This is a genomic window from Petrotoga sp. 9PW.55.5.1 (genome assembly GCF_003265365.1).
Taxonomy (GTDB): Bacteria; Thermotogota; Thermotogae; order Petrotogales; family Petrotogaceae; genus Petrotoga.
In genome coordinates this window covers 1-22,562 of the sequence record NZ_AUPM01000032.1, presented here as the reverse complement: position 1 = coordinate 22,562, position 22,562 = coordinate 1, and the positions used below count along the sequence as shown (strand labels likewise).

Here is a 22,562-nt window from a genome sequence, read left to right as displayed (position 1 = left end):
TAGGTTGTTTTTTAGAATTGAACACCAGCGTGAACTTTAAATGCAGGTCTTAATTTTAATTCATCAGAGTAAATTTCTTTGTAATCATCTGATAAAGTGGGCATTTCAAACAACACGTCTGCTCCAACGTTCATATCTAGATTTTGAACTGCAAAGGTTGCTCCTACTCCTCCACCAAAACTTAAAACACTGTTAAAAACCTTTCCGTCTCCTAATCCAAAGGAATAGTTAAATAACCCTTGAACGAAGAAGGCGTCGAAACTGTGTCTATAACCTGCGTTAATTCCAATAAGCATATTAGAAACATCTGTAGCAGTAACGGTGTCATTATTAACGAAATCTGTTGGGAAGTAATAATCAAACGTACCTCCTACTAACAAAGAACCACCTTCAATTCCCAAACCATCGTAGAGATAGTTTGCTCCAACACTCAAGCCATGTAGTGTAACATCAGATGCTGCTGTAGTGTCACTTGCAGATAAAGAAGTATTGGCATATCCTACTGTAACTTCAAATGCGGCAAAGCTGAACACTGCCAACATACCTACTAACAATGTTGCTAAAACCTTTTTCATGTTTTTCCCTCCTCTTTCAAATTTATGATTTTTAGTAATATTAAACCTGTTTAATATTATACCAGCTTTATTCTGTTAAATCAAGAAAATATGAATACATTTTTTTGAATTTCTATTATATGTAAATTATCTGTGTTAAAAAAATCATAGGTAATTAAATCTAAAGATTTGCTTTTCCATTTTATCTTATTGTTGATTTTGTTATTATAGGAAAAATCATTTTTATAATTTCTATTTTTAACGTTTGGATCAACCTTAGATGAATTATTATCAAAACTTTTAGAAAGGTTATAAATTTTATTTTTACTTGATTTAAAAGCTGAGCTATAATCCAGATTGTAGTTTATATCGTTTATTTCTTTTGATTTTACTGTATAGTTATCAGTTGAAGCCAAATCATAGACTCCTAAAAGCAATCTAGATGGATTATCTTCTTCCATTTCCATTTCAATAATTAAGTCAATAAAATAAAGATTTTCATTGTAGGTAGAAGACACAAAATTAATAGTTGATAAGTTCTGATATTCTGTATTATTTGAAAAAGCTGTGAATATAAACAAAAGAAATATCAAAAAAATCGTTGAAATCTTATTTTTCATCATAATGTCACCTCCTGAAATTACCCTTGAAAAAAATTTTAACCAACAAAAAATATTACCTAATTAAATTCAATTTCAATGCTATAATAACTGATGTACCTTAAAATAACATTAAAAGAAAGGGGATAAAAAATGTTTGATCCACTAAAATTTCCTTATGCGTCAAAAAGAATTCCTATTTATGCTAGAAACGGTATGGTTGCCACTTCAAACCCTTTGGCTTCTGAAATAGGAGTAGAAATTTTAAAAAAAGGTGGTAACGCAGTAGATGCAGCAGTCGCAGTGGCAGCAAGTTTAACGGTTTTAGAACCCACTTCAAATGGAATAGGCGGTGATGCTTTCGCTATTGTTTACAAAGATGGTGAAATTTATGGTCTAAATTCTAGCGGATATGCCCCAAAAGATTTAACCATAAAAAAATTAAAATCAAATGGATTTCAAAAGATACCATCGTTTGGTTGGGAGTCTGTTACCGTTCCTGGCGCTCCAGCTGCATGGATAGCTTTATCAGAAAAATTTGGTGAATTAACGTTTGAAGATCTTTTATTACCTGCTATCAAATATGCGTATGAAGGTTTTCCTGTCTCTCCTGTTACAGCTAATGCTTGGCAGAGGGCGCATAAAAGTTATAAAAAGGTATTAAAAGGAGAAGTTTTTAAAAACTGGTTTGAGGTATTTGCTCCTGATGGAACTTCACCAAATATAGGCGATATATGGAAATCGCAACTTCATGCTAAAACCTTAGAATCGATAGCAAGATCAAAATCAGAAAGTTTTTATTCAGGAGAGCTAGCGGATAAAATTGTGAAGTTTTCAAAAGATACGGGAGGATACATATCGCAAGAAGATTTGGAAAATTATGAACCATTGTGGGTGAAACCACTCAAGGTTAATTACAGGGGTTACGATGTTTGGGAGTTACCCCCCAACGGGCAAGGAATGATAGTACTGATAGCTCTTAACATTTTAAAAGGGTTTGAATTAAAATGTAAAGAAGATGTAGAAAATTATCATAGACAGATAGAATCTCTGAAATTAGCTTTTAGTGACGGGTTAAAGTATATAACTGATATAAAAGATATGAAAGTTTCAGTTGATGAGCTGTTATCAGAAAATTATGCAAAAGAAAGAAGAAAATTAATTTCTGATGAAGCTATTATGCCTGAACCGGGAGATCCTTTTTCAGGAGGTACCGTTTATTTTTGTACCGCTGATAAATATGGGAACATGGTTTCGTATATTCAAAGTAACTACATGGGTTTTGGTTCGGGGATAGTTGTTCCAGAAACGGGGATAAGTTTACAAAATCGAGGAGTAAGTTTTTCTTTGGATGAAAAAGATCACAACTGTCTAAAGCCTTTAAAAAGGCCTTATCATACTATCATACCCGGCTTTATAACGAAAAATGGAAAAGCTATTGGCCCTTTTGGAGTTATGGGAGGATATATGCAACCACAAGGCCATTTGCAGTTTCTAACAAATTTTATAGATTTTAATTTTAATCCCCAAGCAGCTTTGGATGCACCTCGTTGGCAATGGACAGGAGGAAAAGAGATATTAGTGGAAAAAGAATTTTCTACTCATATACTTCAATCTTTAGAAGATAAAGGTCATCAGATAAAAGTTTCTCTTAATCCTTCTATATTTGGAAGGGGTCAATTTATATACAAAACAGGTAATGGAGTACTCGTAGGAGGTACTGAACCGAGAGCAGATAGTAATATCGCTTGCTTTTAAAATAAAGTTAATGAAATTATTTAAAATAATATAAATAACGGTGGTATGATATAGTTAGATAAGCTAACTATATTGAGGTGGTAAAGCTGCCGGGAAAAGTAGTTAATTTGCTAATTTTTTCCTCTATTAGTAGTACGTTTTGGGCTATATACAAAGTCGTGTTTAATTTATTTTTAAGAGATATTGGTTATACTAATCAGTTTATAGGGCGCATGACATCATTTGAAATGTTAGGGGCAGCAATAATAGGTATTATTATAGGAGTTCTTGGGGATAAAATAGGGAAGAAAAGGATGATTTTAATTTCTTCCCTAGGTTTTGGATTTTTACTTTTAATAAGAAGCTCCTTCCCTTACGAATATATTTTATTGGTCCTTGGATTTATAAACGGTGGATTTATGGCGTCTAGACAGTTACTTCTTAATTCTTATTTGATAGATGTTACTGATCATTCGATCCGAGGTGCAGCTTTTGGATATAACTTCGCAATTTTTATGGCTAGTGGTATTTTAGGTAATTTTATTGGTGGATTCATGGGAGAATATATTGGTTTAAGAACTACTCTTTATATTACAGGAATCTGCTATGCAGTTTCGCCAATCTTTTTAAGGAAAGTTCCAGAAAGCTTAGGTGATAAAGGATTAACTTTTAACAAAGTTTTTGATTTTTCTCAGTATAATAAAGAAGAGAAATATATAATAAAGTTTTATCTATTAAGAACAATGACAATAGCCTTTGGTGCAGGGTTGTTTGTCAATTTTGGAAATGTGATATACAAGGATCTATTTGACATGTCTCCAGCTTTAATAGGTATATCATTATCTATTGCTCAGTTTGGAGCTGCCATGGGTTCTGCTTTATCTCCTAAATTATCTAAAAAATTTGGACCCTTTAAATATACATTCTTTTTAAACGGTTTAGTTGTTCCCTTGATAATAGGTCTTGGTTTCATTCGAAATCCTTTCGTATTTGTTGTTTTTTATGCTTTAAGGTTTTCTTTTACAAATATGACTAATCCAGTAGAAACTACTTCTGTATTGAGTTCCATGCCTCAAAATAGAGTCACCTCTATAAACAGTCTCAGAAACTCTGCTAATTTCTTGATAAGATCCTTAGCAGCTACAGTTTTTGGAGTTGTTAGTGTGCTTCCAAATGGTTACACCTATTTATTTTTAATAAGTTCGATTTTTTATTTAATCGCTTTATTATTCATGTATAAGCTCTATATACCGCTAAAAAAGAACGGTATCTTGCAAAAGTTATACAGTAATAATTCATGAAAGACAGTGGGTCTAATTCCCCTTCAAAAAGGGGAATTTAAATCCATACCCCTCTCAAGAGGTGATTTGAAAATGGCTTAGGACTTGTTCTTTTTTTGGTATGGATGATTGAGCTCCCTTTTTTGTTACTGATAGAGCTGCAGCTACATTGGCAAAGTTAAGACTTTTTAATAGATCTTTTGATTTGCCAAAAGCTACAGCAAAAGCTCCATTAAAAACGTCTCCTGCTCCTGTAGTATCTATGGCATTTACTTTTAGTTTTCTAATATTTCCAAAATTATTTTGTTCATCTAAATAATAAACTCCTTTATCCCCCATTTTTAAAATTAAGTTTTTTACTTTGCTTAAATCTTTAAAAGTAGACATCGATTGTTTCGGATCATTTTCATCAAAAGGAATTTTTGTTTTTTCACATAAAAATTTGAACTCTTTTTCATTAGGAGTTAGAAAATCTATACCATCAATAATTTCTATTTCAGTGCCCCCTACAGGAGCTGGATCGTAAACAATGGTTATATTTTCTTTTTTCAATCTAGAAACAGCGTATTCAACACTTTCCATAGGGATTTCATTTTGAAGCAAGCATATTTCTATATTTTTGCCATACTGATTTAGAAATTTGTCTACTCTTAATTTGTCTACTTTTTCATTGGCACCAGGAAAAAGAATTATTCTATTTTCACCACTTTTGTCAACTTCAATATAGGCTCTACCTGTCTTTTCATTTTTTTCAACAATGTATCCCTCTATTTTGTAATTTTGAAAGTTTTTAGAGATTTCCTTACCATAATCATCATTTCCTAAACAGCTACAAAAGCAAACAGGCTCTTCAGAGAGTTTAGCAACTGCTACTGCTTGGTTCGCTCCCTTTCCTCCATAGTAAAAGTCTAGTGAGAGGGCTTTTTGTGTTTCGCCAGGTAAAGTGAAATGATCTACATTAAAGACTATGTCCATATTGCTACTACCAATTACTGCAATCACTTTTCTATCACTCCTTAATAATCTCTTAATAAAAAAGGGGGATGTATCCCCCTTTTTTTATTTTGTTACAAGGCTTAAAGGAACTGGGAAATAAATAGTATTTGTGTTAATGTATTCATATGCTTTTTCTACTGCCATAGAACCCATTTCATATGGTTGCTGGGCAATTGTCGCACTTAGTTCTCCATTTTCTACAGAAGCTACTGCATCAGGAGTTGCATCAAAGCCTACTATAATAATATCTTTTAATTTACCAGCAGCTTTAATTGCTTCCAAAGCACCTAAAGCCATTTCATCATTGTGAGCGAAAACAGCATCAACATCGGGATAGGCTTGTAGTAAATTTTCCATAACTGTCAAACCTTCAGCTCTGTTATAATTGGCAGTTTGCCTTGCAACAACTGAGATTCCAGAATATTTAGAAATTTCTTGGTTGAAACCCTGACCTCTTTCTCTAGCGGATGAAGTTCCTGGAACTCCTACTAGTTCGATAACTTTTCCTTGACCACCTAATTTTTCCGCTATGAAAGCTCCTGCCATTCTTCCTCCAGATACATTATCAGAAGCTATGTGTAGTAATACATCACCACCGTTGGCACTTCTATCAACTGTTATTACTGGGATCTTAGCATCATTTGCCTCTTCAACTGCTGAGACTATTGCATCACTGTCTGTAGGATTAATTAAAATTACATCTACCCTTTGTCTTATTAGATCTTCTACATCATTTAATTGTTTCGCTGGATCGTCTCTTGCATCAACCACCAAGAATTCTACGTCTAATTCTTCTGCTTTGTCTCTAGCTCCATTTACTAAGTCAACAAAAAACGGGTTGTTTAACGTTGAAACTGAAAGCCCTATTTTTACTGAAAAACCGAATACTGAGATTAAAACTACCAAAAAACTTACCAGTAATACTTTTTTCATTTTGCTATACCTCCTTTAAGTTTTTGGGGTTATGATAATCGAAGTTAAAAAAATCCAGTTTAATCCCCTTTTTCTAAGAGAACTGCTAGAAGTATTATCGCTCCTTTTACTAAATCTTGATAAAAAGGAGAAATATTCATTAAATTCATTCCATTGTTTATTGTTCCGAGTAAAAGAGCCCCAAAAATTGTTCCTAAAACTCCGCCCTTTCCACCAGATAAGCTTGCTCCTCCTAGTACAACTGTTGCGATAGCATCTAATTCGTAACCCTGTCCAAAAGTTGCTTGTGCACTGTTTAATCTAGCTGTTAAAATTATTGCACTTACAGCACTAAAAATTCCACTCAACATATAAATAACAATCTTATACCTATCCACATTTACTCCACTTAATTTTGTTGCCTCTTCATTGCCTCCTATTGCATAGATATATAATCCTAATTTTGTTTTTTTCAATATATATAAGGAAAGAAAAAATATTCCAAACATAATCAAAATTGGTACCGGTATTCCAAGTATATCTCCTCGGCCTAAAAATCTAAATTGATCGGGAAAAAGTGATATTGGTATACCTTCTGTGTAAGCTAAGGTCAAACTTCTTCCAATTGCCATAGTAGCTAACGTTACGATGAAGGGTTGTATCTTTCCTTTTGATATAACAACACCATTAAAAGCTCCCATTGCTGCTCCTACTAATATTCCTACAAATATTCCTATTAATATATTTCCTTCTTTTACTAAAGAAGCCATTAATACCGCACTTAAAGCGAAAGTGGATCCTACAGATAAATCGATTCCACCGGAGATAATAACGAGAGTCATTCCAAATCCTATAATCGCCATTATTGAAACTTGGCGAATTACATTTACTATGTTATATACGTTAAAAAAAGAGTCAGTAAAAATGGATAAAATTATGAATAAAGCAATGAAACCAACTAGTGCAGGATTTTTTCTCATGAATTTTAGAGTTTTATTAAGCATTTTGAACCAGCCCCATAGCTGCTTTTAATATGTTTTCTGGGTTTATTTCTTCTCTATTTAATAAATCTGTCATTCTTCCCCTGTGCATAACCATCACTTCATCACATAATCCTACAACTTCTGGAATTTCTGAAGTGATTAATATTATTCCAATTCCTTCATTTGCAAGATTGTTTATTAATTTATAAACTTCTATTTTTGCCCCCACATCAATGCCTCTAGTAGGTTCTACCAAAATGGCTACTTTTGGCTGTCTCAATAGGAATTTTGCTAAAACAACCTTTTGTTGATTTCCTCCTGAAAGGGTTTCTACGCTTTGTCTTTCTGAAGTAGTTTTTATATTATAATTTTTAATTTGTTTTTGAGTTTCTTCTGCTGCTGCTTTCCAATTAATATTAATAAAAGGAGCGAACTTTCCAGAATTGGCAAGTGTTATATTTTCCACCACATTTAGTAGTTGAACTAAGCCTTGAGTTTTCCTATCTTCAGGTACTAAGATTATACCGTTTTTTAAAGCTTGGGAAGGAGAATTTAGTTCTGAAACTTTTTCGTTATCTATAATGAAACTTTTGAAAGTAGAATTATAAACACCGAAAAGTCCCAAGGCTAATTCAGATTTTCCACAGCCAACTAAACCTGTTATTCCAAAAATTTCGCCTTTTTTTACCTCAAATGAAACTGAAGAAACTTTTCCCGGGATTTCAAATTCTTCGACTTTAAAAATAATATCCTCTTTCACTTTGTTAAATTTTGGGAACATGTCTTTTATTTCTCTTCCTACCATCATTTTTATCAAATCATCTTGCGTAAACTCTTCTAAATTCCCGCTTCCTACTAATTTTCCATCTCTTAATACAGTGACTCTATCCGCAATTTGATATACTTCTTCTAGTTTATGAGTTATGAAAATAATAGAAATTCCTTTTTCTTTGAGTTCTCTCATAACTTTAAATAATATTTCTGTTTCATGTTCAGAAATAGTAGCTGTTGGTTCATCCATCACTATTATTTGTGCGTCTGAAGCAAGAGCTTTAGCAATTTCTATTAATTGTTTTTCTGAAATATTCAATTCAGAAACTTTTATTCTCGGATCAATTTCAAATCCCAGCTTTTGAAGATAAATTTTAGATTCTTTGACCATTTCTTTGAAATTAATATTGAAGGAATTACCTTTTTCTTTTCCTAGAAAAATATTTTCAGCGATAGATAAATTTTCTGCTAGCATTAACTCTTGATGGATTATAGAAATACCTTTCTTTTTTGTTTCCCCAGGATTATTCAATATTACTTTTTCTCCATTTAATATAATTTCCCCACTATCAACCTGATGAATTCCTCCTAGGATTTTTATTAACGTACTTTTACCTGCACCATTTTCTCCCAATAGGGCGTGTATTTCTTTTTTTTCTAAGAAAAAATTCACTTTATTCAATGCCAAAACTCCAGGAAAAGACTTTGTAATCTCTTTCATTTCTAGCAACATCAGAAAATCACCCCCGAAACCAGAATAATATTTGAATAGGGCGTGCATTCACCTGTTCTTACAAAAAACTTAGATTCTTTTGCTAATTCTTTAAAAGCTTCATGAGTTATTTGTTCTTTTTCGATATTTGAAAAAAGTTCTGTAGTCTTTTTGTAATTTGAAGAGTTGTTTTCTTTCATTTCCTTAGCAATTATTATTTTTTCAATCTCTAATTCTTTTAATATTATTTTCAGCATTTCTATAAAAGAAGGTTTGCCTTTGTCAAGTACGAGATCAACATAATCAGCTTTTTTTGGAATAGGATAACCCATATCCACTATGGTTAACATATCTTTATGTCCCATTGAAGCAATATAATATGATAATTTAGAATTAAACACACCCTCTTTTTTCACTTTTATAATTTCCTCCTTCTTGTACTCTGCCTAACGATTAGTTGGTTTTCGAATAATTTAACGGGGATATAATCATCTTTGTTGATAAGAATTTCAAATATTAATTTTGCTGCGGTTTTCCCCATTTCGCAAATAGGCTGACTTACCGTTGTTAGTGCTGGAGAAAACATTTTACTAAAAGTTATATCGTCATAGCCTGTGACGCTGACATCTTTTGGAACATTGATATTTTTTGATTTTAGGTATTCAATAACTCCATATGCTATTAAATCGTTTGAACAAACTATAACGTCAGGTAGAGTTTTTATTTTTTTTGCAACAGAAAGTCCTGATTCATAAGTATACTCTGCCTCGTATATTTTGTAATTTAATTTGTATTTTTCAACAAAATCTAAAAAGGCTCTCAATCTTTCTGTTGCGCTGAAAACTTCTTTTTTACCGCTGATAAAAACATATTTTCTATGGTTTGTTTTGTATAAATATTCAAGTAAATTTTGCATGCCTTGATAGTTATTTGAACATACATAAGAGAAGTTATTTTCTTTTATGACCCTGTCAATAAAAACTGTTTTTATATTTTTTGTAGCTAGATTTTCAACATGGTCCCCTATTCCGGAATACAAAACCCCGTCAACCTTCTTTTCTGTTAGAGTTTTGAATAGTTTTTCTTCTTCCTTTACATCATTATCGGAATTACAAATTATGATAGAAAATCCTTTGGATCTTAAATAATCTTCGGCACCCCTTACAATTGTTGCAAAGAATGGATTAGCGATATTTGGAATAATTATTCCGATAGTTTTTGTATATCCTACCCTTAAACTTCGAGCGAGTGAATCAGGTGAGTAATTTAATTTTTGAATGGCTTTCAATACTTTTTCTTTGGTTTCTTTTTTCACAGGTAGTGAACCATTTACTACTCTGGAAACTGTAGATATAGATACACCAGCTTCTTTTGCTATATCTTTGATAGTAACTTTCTTTTGCATATTAAATCACCTTATCAACTTGTTAAGTTTTATCTGCAAACGTTTGCAAAGAAATCTAAAAAATAAATAGTGTTACATATTCTCTGCAAACGTTTTCGAATATTTCTAAATATAGTTTATCAAAAAAAATAAAGATATAGCAAATCTGATTAAGAAGGAATAGCGTAGATTAAAAAGGATTAAATAGATTTATGCAAAAATTTCTTAAGTTTTCTTAGTTGATAATGTTTAAGATAAAAATTATATAGAATGATATAATATTTATAACTAGGATAATTTAATTAAAGGAGAAATTATATGGAAAACTTTCTGATATTGGGCCATAGAGGTTACAGAGCAAAGTTCGTAGAAAACACTATTGAGGCGTTTCAAAAGGCGAGAGAATACGGGGCAGATGGTATTGAATTTGATTCTAGATTGACAAAAGATGGACACGTTGTAGTTCTTCACGATGATTCAATAAATAATATGAAATTGAGAGATTTAACTTTAAAAGAATTAGGAAGAATAACCTTTCCAAATGGTCAAACAGTTCCTACATTGGAAGAAAGCATAAAAGCCTTGGATAGGGATGCATATCTTAATTTAGAAATAAAAGAAGCGGAAGCAGCTGTGTCTTCATATGAAATAATTAATAAAATGGATGCATTAGATAGAACTTTGTTTTCCTCTTTCAATGTAGATGCATTGAAAAAGATTAGAGAGGTAGATAAATATGTTAAAATTGGTTTTTTGTTGGAATACGAGACATTAAATAATCTTGATCAACTTCATAAAGAGCTTAGCTTTTATTCGTTGAATCTTTGGATAGACGCTTTAAAAGATAATATGAATTTCTCTAAAAATTTTCTTAAAAAATGGAAGAGCAAAGGAGTAAGAATCTTTTTATGGACAGTTAACGATCCAACTGATTTATATAGATTTAAAGGCTTTTACGATGGGATAATTACTGATGAGGTTGAACTTATCGTTAAAGAAAGAGAAAGAGTATTAAGTTGATTGTTTTCTAGGGTTAGGGACGTTATATAGTGGTTGGCTTGGTTTTTCATTGTAAAAAGGTCTTGTACACCAAGGACAACCAGAAGTTTTTTCTGCTTCTTCTAAATCTATTTCTATATCAGGTGTTTTTACTAGATTACCTTGTGAGTCGAAATCAAAGCTAGATATTTCAATGTCATTTTGAAAGATAATTTCTCTTGCAATTTGTATTTTTCTGTACCTTGATAAAGATGGTGAAGGATTATTTTCATATTTTGCACCTTTTATTGGAGTGAAGGCAAATAAACTTACCAAAACTCCCATTTTTTTCATATTTAACAAAACTTCTATTATGTCTTGGTCATTTTCTCCTAAACCCACTATTAAGTGAGTTGTTATTCTTCCAGGAAATTCTTTAGAAAGAGTTTTGATCGTATTTTCATAGAATTCAAATCTATTTCCTCTTATTTTTGAAAATAAATTTTTATTAGCAACATCTAATGCTATGCCGACTCTATCTACGTTGTATTTTTTAAATAATGTTCTAACTTCTTCTGAATTTTTAGGTCTAATAGATACAGAAACATCAATGTTTTGATCTTTCAAAAAATCCAGAACACAACCTAGTTCTTTCCAATAATCAAGAGAAGATACAACTTGAATACAAACACGTTTGAATTTATTTGGATCAAATTTATTTTTAAATTCTTCTAAAGATATTTTTGGCCATTTTACCCTTGATAAAAGATCTTTTTCACTTTGAGATTCTCTTGCTTGGGCACAGTAAAAACAGTTAAATAAACATTTTTCCCCAACCATTAAATATGCCGTATAATTCGGGAATTTTATCTTTCCTTTTTTGAAGCCCATTTCAACAGCGGTTGAATAAGAAATTCTCAACTTTTTTATTACCTCCGTAGTTAAACTTCTTCGCAAACTTTATTCATTCTTCAATATAAACAAAGTCATATCCTTGATATTCAAAGATGTGTACTGTTGCCTCATTACTAATTGTTGGTATGCTACTTTTAATTTTGTAATTATTCAAAAAATCCTGTGTTGGTAAAGATAAGATTTCTTCAACTTGATTGATTAACTCTATTGCTTCGTATACTTCTTTATTTTTTAAGTTTCTATATTTTACTATTTCTACAACATAATGATATGAGAGGATCGAAAAAAGGATAGTTGGTATCATAATTACAAAGGTCAATAGAACTTTCAAATTAAAACTCTCCTAATAAAATTGCTATCAATATTATCAAAAGTATCCCCAACATAGAGAATCCGCTAATTAAAATTATATCTAGATAACTCATTCGTTTAGATGAGGGCATTGTTCCATTTTTTTTCATTTGAGAGTACAAGTCACCGATAACTTTTTGTTCCTCTTTGATTTCTGACTCTTCTGAATTTCTCAAAGACTGAAGCTTATTTTGATCTATTGATACTTTTAATTCCCTAGAGACTATAGCCTTTCCAATATTACCGCTACCTAAATCAATTTTTAGGAATAAGTAATCTGTTGAAGGAATTAATTCTTTAGAAATAATTTTTCCTTCAACTATTTGTCCTGGTTTTTTTTCATCATCATTAACCTTGTGTATTGGTAGAACTATTATTTGTTCGCCTATATCAAGTTTAGATACTGGATAACCCTCAATTGGATCTATGACAGGATATGTTTCAACAGAATTTTTTACATCTTCTCTATATAAATATTCTTCTAAGCCACCTTCACCTTTTTCTTTAACAGCATCTAGCCATGTAAGATCTTTGTAATCAAATTTTTGAGCTATTACTCGGCTTTTTGTTTCTCCTGCCCATTCACTTAATATATCACTTAAAATAGATTTTAAAACATATATATCGTTTTCTTCTATAGCTAGAAACAGTTTGGTTCCTATAACATTGTTGTTCATTTTTTTTAATGTAGTATACATGTATGTTTTGAACTGGATTAGTAGGTTATCATTTTTATATTTGCTAGCTAGCTTATAATATTGCATATCAACATCAGATTTGAAATCAAGGTAATCTTTTGAAATATCAGGAATCTCGAATTCTTTTTGCTGAGTTCTTGTTAATAATAATACGTTAAAATAGGGAGATTGACCCTTTTTGCCAAACATATAGCCCACATAAATTTCGCCTGTTAAATTTGAATTTGCAATGAATTTTAACGCGTAAAAATCCAATTTTCTTCACCTTTTTTAAAATATTTAGAATTCTTATTTAATTATTCCTTCTCCACTTTTTATTTCATTTATATTTGATTTAGTAAGATCAACTTCATTATCGATTGCACAGTTTTTTCCAATAATCATGTTGTCTTTTATTATTACGTTAAAACCTATAACAGTTATGTCTGAAGTATATACTTTTTTATCTATCTTTGATTCAGAAAAATTACCAACACCTATCTTAACATTATTTCCTATAACAGTGTTTTCTGCTATTACACTTTTTTCGATATATACATTTTTGCCTATAAAGACGTTATTCATGATGACAGAATCTTTGATTATAGATCCTTCAGAAACATGAGATCCTTGAAAAATTACTGAGTTTTCAACCGACCCATATATTTCTGAACCTTCGCTAACAAAGCTTTTAACAACTTCTGCGTCTTTTGATATAAAAGCTGGGGGGAGTTCTTCTGATTGAGTATAGATTCTCCACTGTTCATCATGAAGATTCAGCGGAGGAAACGGTGATAAAATTTCTAAATTACATTCCAAATAAGATTCTAATGTACCAACATCTCTCCAATAACCTTCAAAATTATATGCATAAAATTTAGCGTTTTTTTCTAGACCATTTGGAATAATATTTTTTCCAAAATCATGTTCCGAAGTAGTGTCTTTGGCATCATTTAATAAAGCTTTTTTTAGAAAGTCCCATTTGAACACGTAAATTCCCAAAGATGCAAGAGTACCTTTTGGCACCTTAGGTTTTTCCTGAAATTCACTTATTTTGTTGAAAGGATCTGTTACCATTATTCCAAACCTATGAGCTTCATTTACAGGAACTTCAAGACATGCTATCGTGCAGTCAGCATTCTTTTCAATATGATAATCAATAATATCGTTATAATCCATTTTATATATGTGATCACCAGATAATAGTAATAAAAAATCAGGGTTATAATTATCTATAAATTCTATATTTTGATATACTGCATCTGCGGTACCTAGATACCAAGATGTTCCGGATCTACTAAGATAAGGTGGCAATACGTGCAGACCTCCGCCTTTTATATCTAAATCCCATGGTTTACCTATTCCTAAATGTTCAACCAATCTATGGGGCATATATTGGGTAACAACACCTACAGTACTTATATTGGAATTCACACAATTGCTTAATGTAAAATCTATCATACGGTATTTTCCGCCAAAGGGCACTGCTGGTTTAGCAATATTATTAGTTAATACTCCAAGTCTCGTACCTTGACCTCCAGCCAATATCATTCCAATAACTCGCATATTAACACCCTCCTATTCAAATAACAGCTCCCTTTTCTATAACATTGATCTCGTTCCCTATTCCTTCTAATTTCTTTCCAGTTCTAATTCTTGTATTTTTGTCTAATATACTTTTTTTGATCACACTTCCTTCTTCTAAAACACTTCCTTGCAAAACTATGCTGTCTTCTATTACACAACCAGCTCCAACAAATACATCTCTTGAAAGTATTGAATTTTTTACCACTCCATTTATTATGCATCCATCTGATACAAAAGAATTTAAAACCTTCGCATTAATATTAATTTTTGGAGGAGCTGAATCTCTTAACTTAGTATAGATTTTTCTTTCGGGAAGGTAAAAAAGTTCTTGGCGAACTTCTTTTTTTAATATGTCCATATTAGTTTTATAATACTCTGATATTGATTTTTTAATGTTTTTCCAATAGCCATCAAAATTGTAAGAAAATACCCTCATTTTTGATAAATTTGGTATTATAATGTCTTTCAAAAAGTCATATTTTCCGTTTGGAACGCTGGAATAAAGGAGCTCAATTAAAAATGGCTTGTTTATAAAATAAACCCCTAAGAAAATGTTATCAGAATGAAATTCAGTACTTTTTTCGTAGATTTGAGTAACCCTGTTATCTTTATCAATAACAACTTGTCCGTATTGTGAGAAATCAAATCCTTTACCCACCTTTTTTGTAAGTAAAGTAATATCCGCTCCATTTTTTACATGAAACTTAAAAAAAGGACGGAAATCCATGTTAAAAATGTGATCACCTGATCCAATCAACATGAAATCTTCGTAGGATCTTCTTAAATAAGTTAAATTTTGATATAAAGCATCCGCAGTTCCTTCATAATACATTTTACGGCTTTCTGGGCTCATAAAGGGTTGAAGAATGAACAATCCGCCTCTTTTCCTATCGAGGTTCCATTCTTTACCGCTCCCTAAATGGTCCATTAAAGATCGTGGGTTGTATTGAGTAAAAACACCTACATTTATAATACCAGAATTAACCATATTACTCAGTGTAAAATCTATTGCTCTATACTTTCCAAAAACAGGTACAGCAGCGCTTGTTCTTTTTAAAGTTAATTTATTCAAATTATCTTTACCTGAACCAGATAATATAAGGCCCGCAACTCTCAAAAAATTTCACCTCTCTTTTTATAGTTCATTTTCTAAACCATTTCTGTATTCTATGATTTCTTCTTCTTTAAAAAAGATTTTCCATTCTTCTTCTGCATTTTTGTTCGAATCAGAAGCATGAACTATATTTTTTCTAACACTTAGACCATATTTTCCACGTATGCTACCAGGGGAAGCTTTTAATGGATCTGTTTCTCCGTTTATATTTCTAACGGTTTCGATGGCTCTAGGACCTTCTAAGATCATAACAATTACAGGGCCGGAAAGAATAAATTCTAACAATGGTTCATAAAAATCTTTTCCTTTATGTTGAGTATACAATCTTTCTGCCTGAGATTTTTTCATTTTAATCATTTTCATTGCCACAATTTTTAATCCTTTTTGTTCGTAATTTTTTATTATTTCACTAGTTAAACCTCTCTTCACTGCGTTGGGTTTAATCATCACAAATTCTCTTTCCATTAATACCTAACCCCCTAAATTATTCTTCTTTCAAAGCTTCTACTATATTAATTTTTGTAGTATGTCTAGAGGCAATGTAGCTAAATAAAAAAGCTACAGAGCTGTTGAGTAGGAAAGCTATAAGAAAGTTACCAGGTGAAACTTTTACAGGTAAATATTCGACGTAAAAAAGTCCTTCGGGTAAAGGAATTTTCATAATATTTAAAATCCAACAATTTAATATTCCAGTTAAACTTCCTAGTATAAAACCCAAAATAGATACTAAGAAAGTTTCCATTACTAAAATAAATTGTATGTCTTTTCTTTTTACTCCTAAAGCTCTAATAATAGCAATTTCTCTTTTTCTAGTGAAAACAGAAAAAAGCACAGAGTTTGAAATACTAAAACCAGAGATTAAGATTATAAATATAGTAATTAAAAGCGCAATTAAACTATCAACTTGAATAGCTTTATATAGTGTTTCATTGGATTCTTCCCATGTAAGTGCGTTGTAATCTGAGAGATAATTTTTTTTGAATTTTTGAGCTTTATGGGGATCTTGTAAAAAAATACCTGTATATTCTTTTTTATCTGAATTTTGGTGTAGAATAAAATTTTCGTCGTAAGAACTAACTCCAGATTCAAAGGTGCCCCCTACGGTATATTCTTTTGTGATTGGTAAAATACCTTTTGATTGAACTATTAATATTGAATCCCCTTTTTTTACTCTGAGTTTTTCGGCTAATTTTTTACCCAGTATTAAAGCTTCAGATTCAATATTTTCTTCAAAAAAAGGTTGATAAAAAGTTAGATCGTCTATCTCCATAAGTTGAGAATAAAATATCTGATTATTATTGATAATAGCGCCACTTGTTAAGCTGAAGTTTATAATTTGTGTTATTTCTGATAGGTCTTTATTATATTCTCCTCTAATAATAATGTGAGGGTAAAAACTTGTTATCGAATCTATCAACAAACTACTAAAACCATTAATTATACTTGTTACTACAATTATACCCCATACTCCAATTGTCATAGATATTAAGGGATATTTAAAGTGTTTACTTGACCTTTTAAAATATGAAATAACTAAAAGTTTAGTTGGTCCAAATCTTTTACCATCTATCATTAAGAACCACCAAAACGTCGTAAGAAGTGGGATCGATTAAATTTTCAGAAATAAAATTTATTAATTCAAAATACTCGTATTTATTATCTAATTCCACGAAATTTGTTCCGAATGTTTCTTTTAGGTCTAAATGGACTATTTCTTTTTCCTTTTCTGTTAAATTTTTAAAAAAAACATAGGAGTATTGATTACTCAGATTTTCATATGTTGTATCCAGTACTTTGATTTGGTAACCCGGTTTTTTCCAAACGTCAAAAATATAAGTATAAAAGTTATATAATCTGCTTGAGAAGTTTTTGGTTATTAAAATTCTAAATGTATTTCTATCTTTTGAATCTGATTTTTCAAAAGTTTTTAGAGTGTTTTGAATATTTAAAATCTTGTTCTGATCGACAATAACATAACTATCTTGGATAATGTACGGGAAAGAGAGAAATTCAATTTGGGCGTTTCTCATATATCCATACAAGTATATAAGATTTGTAATTTCAAAAGAGTTTATAGTTTCAGACATGGCCATGCTTACAGCTTCAACCAATTTTTGCATACCTGCGTTTTCAACTTCTTTTAACAAAGCAAAAATCACATTTTTTTGTCTATCTATTCTACCCAAATCTCCGGATGAATCTCTGTATCTAACATAGTACAAAAGTTCTTCCCCATTTAATTGTTTATATCCTCTTTTAAATTCTATATTTAAGTCTTGATGATAATCTTGATACCTCATGTCACTATCAATATAAATATTTATAGGAGCAAATAAATCACCAATCTTTTGAAATATTGAATAATCAAAGACTATAAAGTCTTTAATACTTACTCCGGTTATTTTTTCTACCTCTGATTTAAGGGTGTCTATCCCATAAATTTCATAAATAGAATTTATTCTTCTTTCAGTACCGTTTATGTTTAATAAAAGATCTCTAGGAATTGGAAGTAAAAAGAGTTTTTCTTCATTTAACCCGGCTAGTATTATTACATCAGTTCTAGAAGAATGTTCCAATTCTTCATCTTTGCCTAATATTAAAAAATAGTAAGGTAATTCTATTTTAAGTTCATCAAAGTTAATAATTCTAAAAAAAGGTATTATAAAACTTATTATCAAAATAAATAAAATAAAGTATGAAAGTATTTTTAAAATAAGTATCTTCAAATTTTAATCACTCCACAACTTGTTTCATCCTTTCAAGGACTTCTAAATCAGCATACTTTCTTTCGACAGTTTGAGGTCCGATATTTATTTGCAAAGGTTGTTTTGTCATCAAAGGAACAGTAAGTTTATCGTAATTAGTTATAGAAAATTTTGAAAAACCGTTTATTAAGGCATAAAGAGCATCTTCATTCAAATTTGTTGATCTATCATAATTTTTGATAATTTCTAAATAACTTGACAACCTAAAAAAATTCCATATAGTTACTTCACTATTTTTTAAAGAATCTATTAATCCATCTATGCCTTCAGAGGAGATTCCATTCAATTGCGAGCTAAGTTCATGAGCAACTGAATTATTAAGGTAAAAATAAAAATTAGCATCTGATTTAAGTTCAAATAAATCCAAAAAATCGTTTGAGGTTTTTTCTAGTATGTTAGAATTTAAGGTGTAATAAGTTCCGGGGAACGTTGTTCCCTCTTCTATTTTAACTATCATTACCTTTCTACTATCATTTAATACCCTTATAAAATATAAAGAGTCATCGTAAGATACAGTATAGGTTAACTTGTTAGCAGTAACGATCGGGCTATTCACAATTTGATTATAATTATAAAACATAATGCCAAAGATTGCTACTAACGCTGCAATGACTATGATTAATATGATCCAAATCTTGCCTCTTTTTTTTCTTTTTCCACCAACATAAACATTTGCCACTAACTACACCTCCGAATGGTTACTTCCTTTAATACGTTATTTTATTTTTTAACCCATCCCCCGTTCTTAAAATTAATCGCTTTAATATTTTCTATTTAAAAGATTAATTTTAGTGAACATTTTTTGAAATAAATTCATCTAAAATATCTTCAAGATTTGGTTTTCCAATTTCTTGTAATTCATAAGTAACTCTAACTGCAGTTTTTTTGATATTCATAACTCTGGTTAAATCAATTGGGGTACCAATAATAACAACCTCTGAATCTGATTTATTAATGGTTTCTTCGAGCTCTTGTATCTGTTTTTTACCATACCCCATTGCAGGAAGAATCTTATCAAGATGGTTATATTTTTTGTAGGTATCTATTATAGAACCAACTGCAAAAGGGCGTGGATCTAGAATTTCTGAAGCCCCATATTTTTTTGCTGCTATAAATCCGGCGCCATAGGTCATTTCTCCATGTGTCAAAGTTGGTCCATCTTCTATAACAAGACATTTTTTCCCTCTAATTATTGATGGGTTTTCAACAAACAAAGGAGACGCAGCATCAACTACGATAGCGTTAGGATTCCATTTTTCAATACTTTTTCTAACTCTTTCGATATTTTCTAAAGAGGCGGTTTCTTCTTTGTTTATTACTATAACATCTGCCATTAAAAGATTTGTCATTCCAGGGAAATAGGATACCTCATGTCCAGGACGATGTGGATCAGCTACAACTATTGATAAATCCGGTTTATAAAAAGAAAAGTCATTGTTTCCACCATCCCATAAAATGACATCCGGATCTTCTTTTTCTGCTTCTCTTAATATTTCTTCATAATCTACACCCGCGTATATTACAGAATTTCTATCTATGTGGGGTTCGTATTCTTCCCTTTCTTCGATAGTACATTGGTGTTTTTCCAGATCTTCATATGTGGCGAAACGTTGTACTTTTTGTTTGGCTAACTCACCGTATGGCATAGGATGCCTAATAGAAATAACTTTTAATCCCTTAGCTCTTAAAATATCTAGAACTCTTCTAGATGTCTGACTTTTACCAGAACCTGTTCTAACAGCACAAATCGAAATAAGAGGTTTTGTGGATTGAACCATTGAGTTATTTGGTCCAAGTAATTTAAAATCTGCTCCAGAAGCTAAAACTAAAGATGCTTTTTCCATAACGTATTGAAAAGGTAAATCACTATAGGATAGGACTACTTCTTCGACCTCTTTTTCTCTAATTAATTGAAGGAGCTTTTCTTCAGGTTCTATCGGGATACCTCCAGGATACAAATCACCTGCTAATTCTTCAGGGTATACTCTACCTTCAATATCCGGAATCTGAGTAGCCGTGAAACAAACAACTTGATAATCAGTATTATTACGATAATAGACGTTGAAATTATGAAAATCTCTTCCTGCCGCGCCCATTATCAAAACTTTTTTCTTCAACATAGTTCCCTCCTTTTAAGTGGCATACTAGCACACCTAGGCCCCCCCCTCCCTCTTGACAATTCTCCTGATGGTATAGTTAAAACATCTATCCCCGCTTTTTCAAGCTCTTTGTTTGTTACATAATTTCTGTCGTAAGCTATTACTTTACCAGGTTCAATAGCCAAACTGTTGGATCCATCGTTCCATTGTTCTCGGTGAGCGGCTATAACGTCAGCATTTCCACATTTTATTAGTTCTACGTGATCTAAATTTAAATGTTCCTTTAAAATATCTTCTAAACTCTTTTCTTCTTCATAGAAATTGAATGCCTTTTCTTCTTTTGTTATTATAAAAGTATCTATATTTTCCCTTAAATTTGCATGAACTAAGAATTTATTGTAATCAACCATAGTAAAGATAGTATCTAAATGCATATATGCTCTATTATCTGGAATAATAAAGGCAATAATTTTTTCAAATGTATCTCGTTCTTCTTTAAAAAATTTTTTTGCTAGAATTTCTATCGCCTCTGGGGACGTACGTTGAGACACTCCGATTGCCAGCACCTTATTACTAAGAATAAGTATATCTCCGCCTTCTATTGAATAAGGATAATTTTTTTCATAATATAATTCTGTATCTTGGAAAGATTGATGGTATTTGAGAACATACTCCATCAGCATAACTTCTCTTCTTCTTGCAAAAGTTTTCATATGGTTTATGCATGCCCCTTTTCCAATTATAGCTACCGGATCCCTTTGAAAATAAAGATTAGGCATTGGAGATAGAAAAAAAGGAAGTTCTATATCTGCTCTTCTAACTCTTAAAGAAAAAATATTTCTTTTCACTTCTAATTCATCTGTTCTTATTCCAGCAATAATTGTTTCAACCATTTCTTTACTTTCTAAAGAAAGAAGGTATTCTTGTAACAAGTTGTATATAAAAGAGTTATTTATTTCAGAAAATGATAAGAACTCCTCGATGAATAGCTTTTTCAGTTCAATATTTTTTAAGGTTTCACTTAACAAGTCAGAAAGATAAAAAATTTCTACTCCATTACTTTTTAAGATATTAGCAAAATAATCATGTTCTTCTTGAGCTTTGTATAAATATGGGATATCATCAAATAAAAGATCGGAAAGGTAATAAGGAGCTAAATTTTCTAATTCTTTTCCAGGTCTATGTAGCAATATTTTTTCTAGTTTTCCTATCTCAGAATATACAGATAAATTCATAATTCCTTTTGAACACCTACCTTATTCATTTAATTTTACCACAACATTTTTTGGCTATTGCTATATTGATGTGTAAATAAGTAAACTTAACTTTTGTCAATATTATACTACGAATAATAACAAAAAAAAAGCTTCATATTATTCAAAAAGGGCCTGGAAGAATTCAAAGAGATAGAAGAAATAGAGGTGCCAAAAATGTTTGACACGTTAGAAAAGATAGCTAAAAGAGATAGAAAAGAAGCAATGAGGGAAGGAATTGAAAAAGGCAAACTGGAAGGCAAGAGAGAAGGTAAGCTGGAAGGAGAAAAGGAGTTTGCAATTAAGATACTTAGTTGTAGATTCGGAAATGAATTAACTGAAGGATTAAAAGAAATTCTGAAATAAAAGTATAAGACTTCCTAAATAAGTATTAATTTATCTCTTGCAAAAGATTTAGGTTAAATTCCCCTTTTTGAAGGGTAAATGTAATAGAATTCCCCTCTTGAGAGGGGTGGATGCGACGTTCTTCGTCGCAGCCGGGGTGTGGTCACAGACGGGGTAGTTGCTTTTGATTTACCTTCACAAAAGCGGAATTGGCTTTAATTCCCCTCTTGAGAGGGGTGTCAGACTGAAAGTCTGACAGGGTGTGGTACATATAATTTGCTAAAAGCAAATTAAAGAATGACTACCCCGTCTGCAGCATAAAACGCTGCATCCACCTCTTCGAGGAAGGGGAATTTTACTTCAAAACCAAAACCATCACTATTATGGTATAATTTAAATAGATAACTTCAATCCTACAAACAAAGGAGAAAACAATGTCGAACAAAGACTCAATATTCAAAGAACTCTTCGAAGACAAAGAAATATTCTATGACTTTCTAAAAACCATTTCATCAAACCAAATAAATACCAAAGAATGAAAACAAAGAGA

Annotated in this window: 23 protein-coding genes; 4 read left to right on the top strand and 19 right to left on the bottom strand. The window is 31.2% G+C overall.

Annotation, left to right across the window (positions count from 1 at the left end):
• Positions 1-11: 11 nt before the first annotated feature.
• Positions 12-575, bottom strand: coding sequence for a hypothetical protein (locus PW5551_RS05110; RefSeq protein ID WP_113074722.1), 564 nt, complete (start codon positions 573-575; stop codon positions 12-14).
• 80 nt (positions 576-655) lie between these two features.
• Positions 656-1,177, bottom strand: a complete 522-nt coding sequence (locus tag PW5551_RS05105) for a hypothetical protein (protein WP_113074721.1) — start codon at positions 1,175-1,177, stop codon at positions 656-658.
• Between the two features lie 129 nt (positions 1,178-1,306).
• On the opposite strand from PW5551_RS05105, the gene PW5551_RS05100 reads away from it, so the two are divergent.
• Both PW5551_RS05100 and PW5551_RS05095 read left to right on the top strand, forming a co-directional pair.
• Complete coding sequence (locus PW5551_RS05100) at positions 1,307-2,911, top strand: gamma-glutamyltransferase family protein (protein ID WP_113074720.1); 1,605 nt, start codon at positions 1,307-1,309, stop codon at positions 2,909-2,911.
• A 107-nt stretch (positions 2,912-3,018) separates the two neighbouring features.
• Positions 3,019-4,191, top strand: a complete 1,173-nt coding sequence (locus tag PW5551_RS05095) for an MFS transporter (protein WP_158526142.1) — start codon at positions 3,019-3,021, stop codon at positions 4,189-4,191.
• Positions 4,192-4,245: 54 nt separating this feature from the next.
• Here the strand turns inward: PW5551_RS05095 and PW5551_RS05090 are convergent, their stop codons facing one another.
• Genes PW5551_RS05090 through PW5551_RS05065 form a run of 6 tightly spaced genes read right to left on the bottom strand, consistent with a single transcriptional unit; the run spans position 4,246 to position 9,949 of the window.
• Positions 4,246-5,172: a ribokinase gene (locus tag PW5551_RS05090; protein ID WP_113074718.1), complete on the bottom strand. Its 927-nt coding sequence runs from the start codon at positions 5,170-5,172 to the stop codon at positions 4,246-4,248.
• 57 nt (positions 5,173-5,229) lie between these two features.
• Positions 5,230-6,099, bottom strand: a complete 870-nt coding sequence (locus PW5551_RS05085) for a D-ribose ABC transporter substrate-binding protein (protein ID WP_113074717.1) — start codon at positions 6,097-6,099, stop codon at positions 5,230-5,232.
• A 59-nt stretch (positions 6,100-6,158) separates the two neighbouring features.
• The gene (locus tag PW5551_RS05080) at positions 6,159-7,082 is read right to left on the bottom strand and encodes an ABC transporter permease (protein ID WP_113074716.1); all 924 of its coding nucleotides are present in this window, start codon (positions 7,080-7,082) and stop codon (positions 6,159-6,161) included.
• Entirely contained in the window at positions 7,075-8,565 is a 1,491-nt protein-coding gene (locus PW5551_RS05075) for a sugar ABC transporter ATP-binding protein (protein ID WP_113074715.1), read from the bottom strand. The genes PW5551_RS05080 and PW5551_RS05075 overlap by 8 nt, the downstream gene beginning before the upstream one ends.
• Positions 8,565-8,960 (bottom strand): D-ribose pyranase, encoded by a 396-nt coding sequence (gene rbsD, locus PW5551_RS05070; protein ID WP_113074714.1) that lies wholly within the window; start codon positions 8,958-8,960, stop codon positions 8,565-8,567. The genes PW5551_RS05075 and rbsD overlap by 1 nt, the downstream gene beginning before the upstream one ends.
• 2 nt (positions 8,961-8,962) lie before the next feature.
• Positions 8,963-9,949, bottom strand: coding sequence for a LacI family DNA-binding transcriptional regulator (locus PW5551_RS05065; protein ID WP_113074713.1), 987 nt, complete (start codon positions 9,947-9,949; stop codon positions 8,963-8,965).
• Between the two features lie 297 nt (positions 9,950-10,246).
• On the opposite strand from PW5551_RS05065, the gene PW5551_RS05060 reads away from it, so the two are divergent.
• Complete coding sequence (locus PW5551_RS05060; protein WP_113074712.1) at positions 10,247-10,948, top strand: glycerophosphodiester phosphodiesterase family protein; 702 nt, start codon at positions 10,247-10,249, stop codon at positions 10,946-10,948.
• On the opposite strand, the gene PW5551_RS05055 is transcribed toward PW5551_RS05060, so the two are convergent.
• From PW5551_RS05055 to arcA, 11 genes are all read right to left on the bottom strand, one after another.
• Positions 10,940-11,827 carry a radical SAM protein gene (locus tag PW5551_RS05055; RefSeq protein WP_113074711.1) on the bottom strand — a complete coding sequence of 296 codons (888 nt, stop codon included), beginning with the start codon at positions 11,825-11,827 and terminating at the stop codon, positions 10,940-10,942. The genes PW5551_RS05060 and PW5551_RS05055 overlap by 9 nt on opposite strands.
• A gap of 43 nt (positions 11,828-11,870) precedes the next feature.
• On the bottom strand, positions 11,871-12,152 hold the full coding sequence (locus tag PW5551_RS05050; RefSeq protein WP_113074710.1) for a hypothetical protein: 282 nt from the start codon (positions 12,150-12,152) through the stop codon (positions 11,871-11,873).
• Between the two features lies 1 nt (position 12,153).
• Entirely contained in the window at positions 12,154-13,125 is a 972-nt protein-coding gene (locus tag PW5551_RS05045) for a DUF4899 domain-containing protein (RefSeq protein WP_113074709.1), read from the bottom strand.
• Positions 13,126-13,158: 33 nt separating this feature from the next.
• Complete coding sequence (locus PW5551_RS05040; protein WP_113074708.1) at positions 13,159-14,415, bottom strand: glucose-1-phosphate adenylyltransferase; 1,257 nt, start codon at positions 14,413-14,415, stop codon at positions 13,159-13,161.
• Between the two features lie 16 nt (positions 14,416-14,431).
• Positions 14,432-15,553, bottom strand: a complete 1,122-nt coding sequence (glgD, locus tag PW5551_RS05035; RefSeq protein ID WP_113074707.1) for a glucose-1-phosphate adenylyltransferase subunit GlgD — start codon at positions 15,551-15,553, stop codon at positions 14,432-14,434.
• 18 nt (positions 15,554-15,571) lie between these two features.
• On the bottom strand, positions 15,572-16,015 hold the full coding sequence (gene ndk / locus PW5551_RS05030; RefSeq protein ID WP_113074706.1) for a nucleoside-diphosphate kinase: 444 nt from the start codon (positions 16,013-16,015) through the stop codon (positions 15,572-15,574).
• Between the two features lie 19 nt (positions 16,016-16,034).
• On the bottom strand, positions 16,035-17,123 hold the full coding sequence (locus PW5551_RS05025; RefSeq protein WP_113074705.1) for an ABC transporter permease: 1,089 nt from the start codon (positions 17,121-17,123) through the stop codon (positions 16,035-16,037).
• A complete protein-coding gene (locus PW5551_RS05020; RefSeq protein ID WP_113074704.1) occupies positions 17,110-18,276 on the bottom strand; it encodes an LCP family protein in 1,167 nt (388 codons plus the stop codon). The genes PW5551_RS05025 and PW5551_RS05020 overlap by 14 nt, the downstream gene beginning before the upstream one ends.
• Before the next feature lie 7 nt (positions 18,277-18,283).
• Complete coding sequence (locus PW5551_RS05015) at positions 18,284-18,994, bottom strand: hypothetical protein (protein ID WP_113074703.1); 711 nt, start codon at positions 18,992-18,994, stop codon at positions 18,284-18,286.
• 109 nt (positions 18,995-19,103) lie between these two features.
• Positions 19,104-20,435 carry a cyclic 2,3-diphosphoglycerate synthase gene (locus tag PW5551_RS05010; RefSeq protein WP_113074702.1) on the bottom strand — a complete coding sequence of 444 codons (1,332 nt, stop codon included), beginning with the start codon at positions 20,433-20,435 and terminating at the stop codon, positions 19,104-19,106.
• The gene (arcA, locus tag PW5551_RS05005; protein WP_113074701.1) at positions 20,429-21,649 is read right to left on the bottom strand and encodes an arginine deiminase; all 1,221 of its coding nucleotides are present in this window, start codon (positions 21,647-21,649) and stop codon (positions 20,429-20,431) included. The genes PW5551_RS05010 and arcA overlap by 7 nt, the downstream gene beginning before the upstream one ends.
• 195 nt (positions 21,650-21,844) lie before the next feature.
• Between arcA and PW5551_RS05000 the strand changes: the two genes are divergently transcribed.
• A complete protein-coding gene (locus tag PW5551_RS05000) occupies positions 21,845-22,033 on the top strand; it encodes a hypothetical protein (RefSeq protein ID WP_113074700.1) in 189 nt (62 codons plus the stop codon).
• Positions 22,034-22,562 lie beyond the last annotated feature (529 nt).

Bases quoted from the DNA above. Each gene is read 5' to 3' on its own strand.
- PW5551_RS05110 (WP_113074722.1), bottom strand. From the start codon at position 575: ATGAAAAAGGTTTTAGCAACATTGTTAGTAGGTATGTTGGCAGTGTTC.
- PW5551_RS05105 (WP_113074721.1), bottom strand. From the start codon at position 1,177: ATGATGAAAAATAAGATTTCAACGATTTTTTTGATATTTCTTTTGTTT.
- PW5551_RS05100 (WP_113074720.1), top strand. From the start codon at position 1,307: ATGTTTGATCCACTAAAATTTCCTTATGCGTCAAAAAGAATTCCTATT.
- PW5551_RS05085 (WP_113074717.1), bottom strand. From the start codon at position 6,099: ATGAAAAAAGTATTACTGGTAAGTTTTTTGGTAGTTTTAATCTCAGTA.
- PW5551_RS05080 (WP_113074716.1), bottom strand. From the start codon at position 7,082: ATGCTTAATAAAACTCTAAAATTCATGAGAAAAAATCCTGCACTAGTT.
- PW5551_RS05075 (WP_113074715.1), bottom strand. From the start codon at position 8,565: ATGTTGCTAGAAATGAAAGAGATTACAAAGTCTTTTCCTGGAGTTTTG.
- PW5551_RS05065 (WP_113074713.1), bottom strand. From the start codon at position 9,949: ATGCAAAAGAAAGTTACTATCAAAGATATAGCAAAAGAAGCTGGTGTA.
- PW5551_RS05060 (WP_113074712.1), top strand. From the start codon at position 10,247: ATGGAAAACTTTCTGATATTGGGCCATAGAGGTTACAGAGCAAAGTTC.
- PW5551_RS05040 (WP_113074708.1), bottom strand. From the start codon at position 14,415: ATGCGAGTTATTGGAATGATATTGGCTGGAGGTCAAGGTACGAGACTT.
- ndk (WP_113074706.1), bottom strand. From the start codon at position 16,015: ATGGAAAGAGAATTTGTGATGATTAAACCCAACGCAGTGAAGAGAGGT.
- PW5551_RS05025 (WP_113074705.1), bottom strand. From the start codon at position 17,123: ATGATAGATGGTAAAAGATTTGGACCAACTAAACTTTTAGTTATTTCA.
- PW5551_RS05010 (WP_113074702.1), bottom strand. From the start codon at position 20,435: ATGTTGAAGAAAAAAGTTTTGATAATGGGCGCGGCAGGAAGAGATTTT.
- arcA (WP_113074701.1), bottom strand. From the start codon at position 21,649: ATGAATTTATCTGTATATTCTGAGATAGGAAAACTAGAAAAAATATTG.
- PW5551_RS05000 (WP_113074700.1), top strand. From the start codon at position 21,845: ATGTTTGACACGTTAGAAAAGATAGCTAAAAGAGATAGAAAAGAAGCA.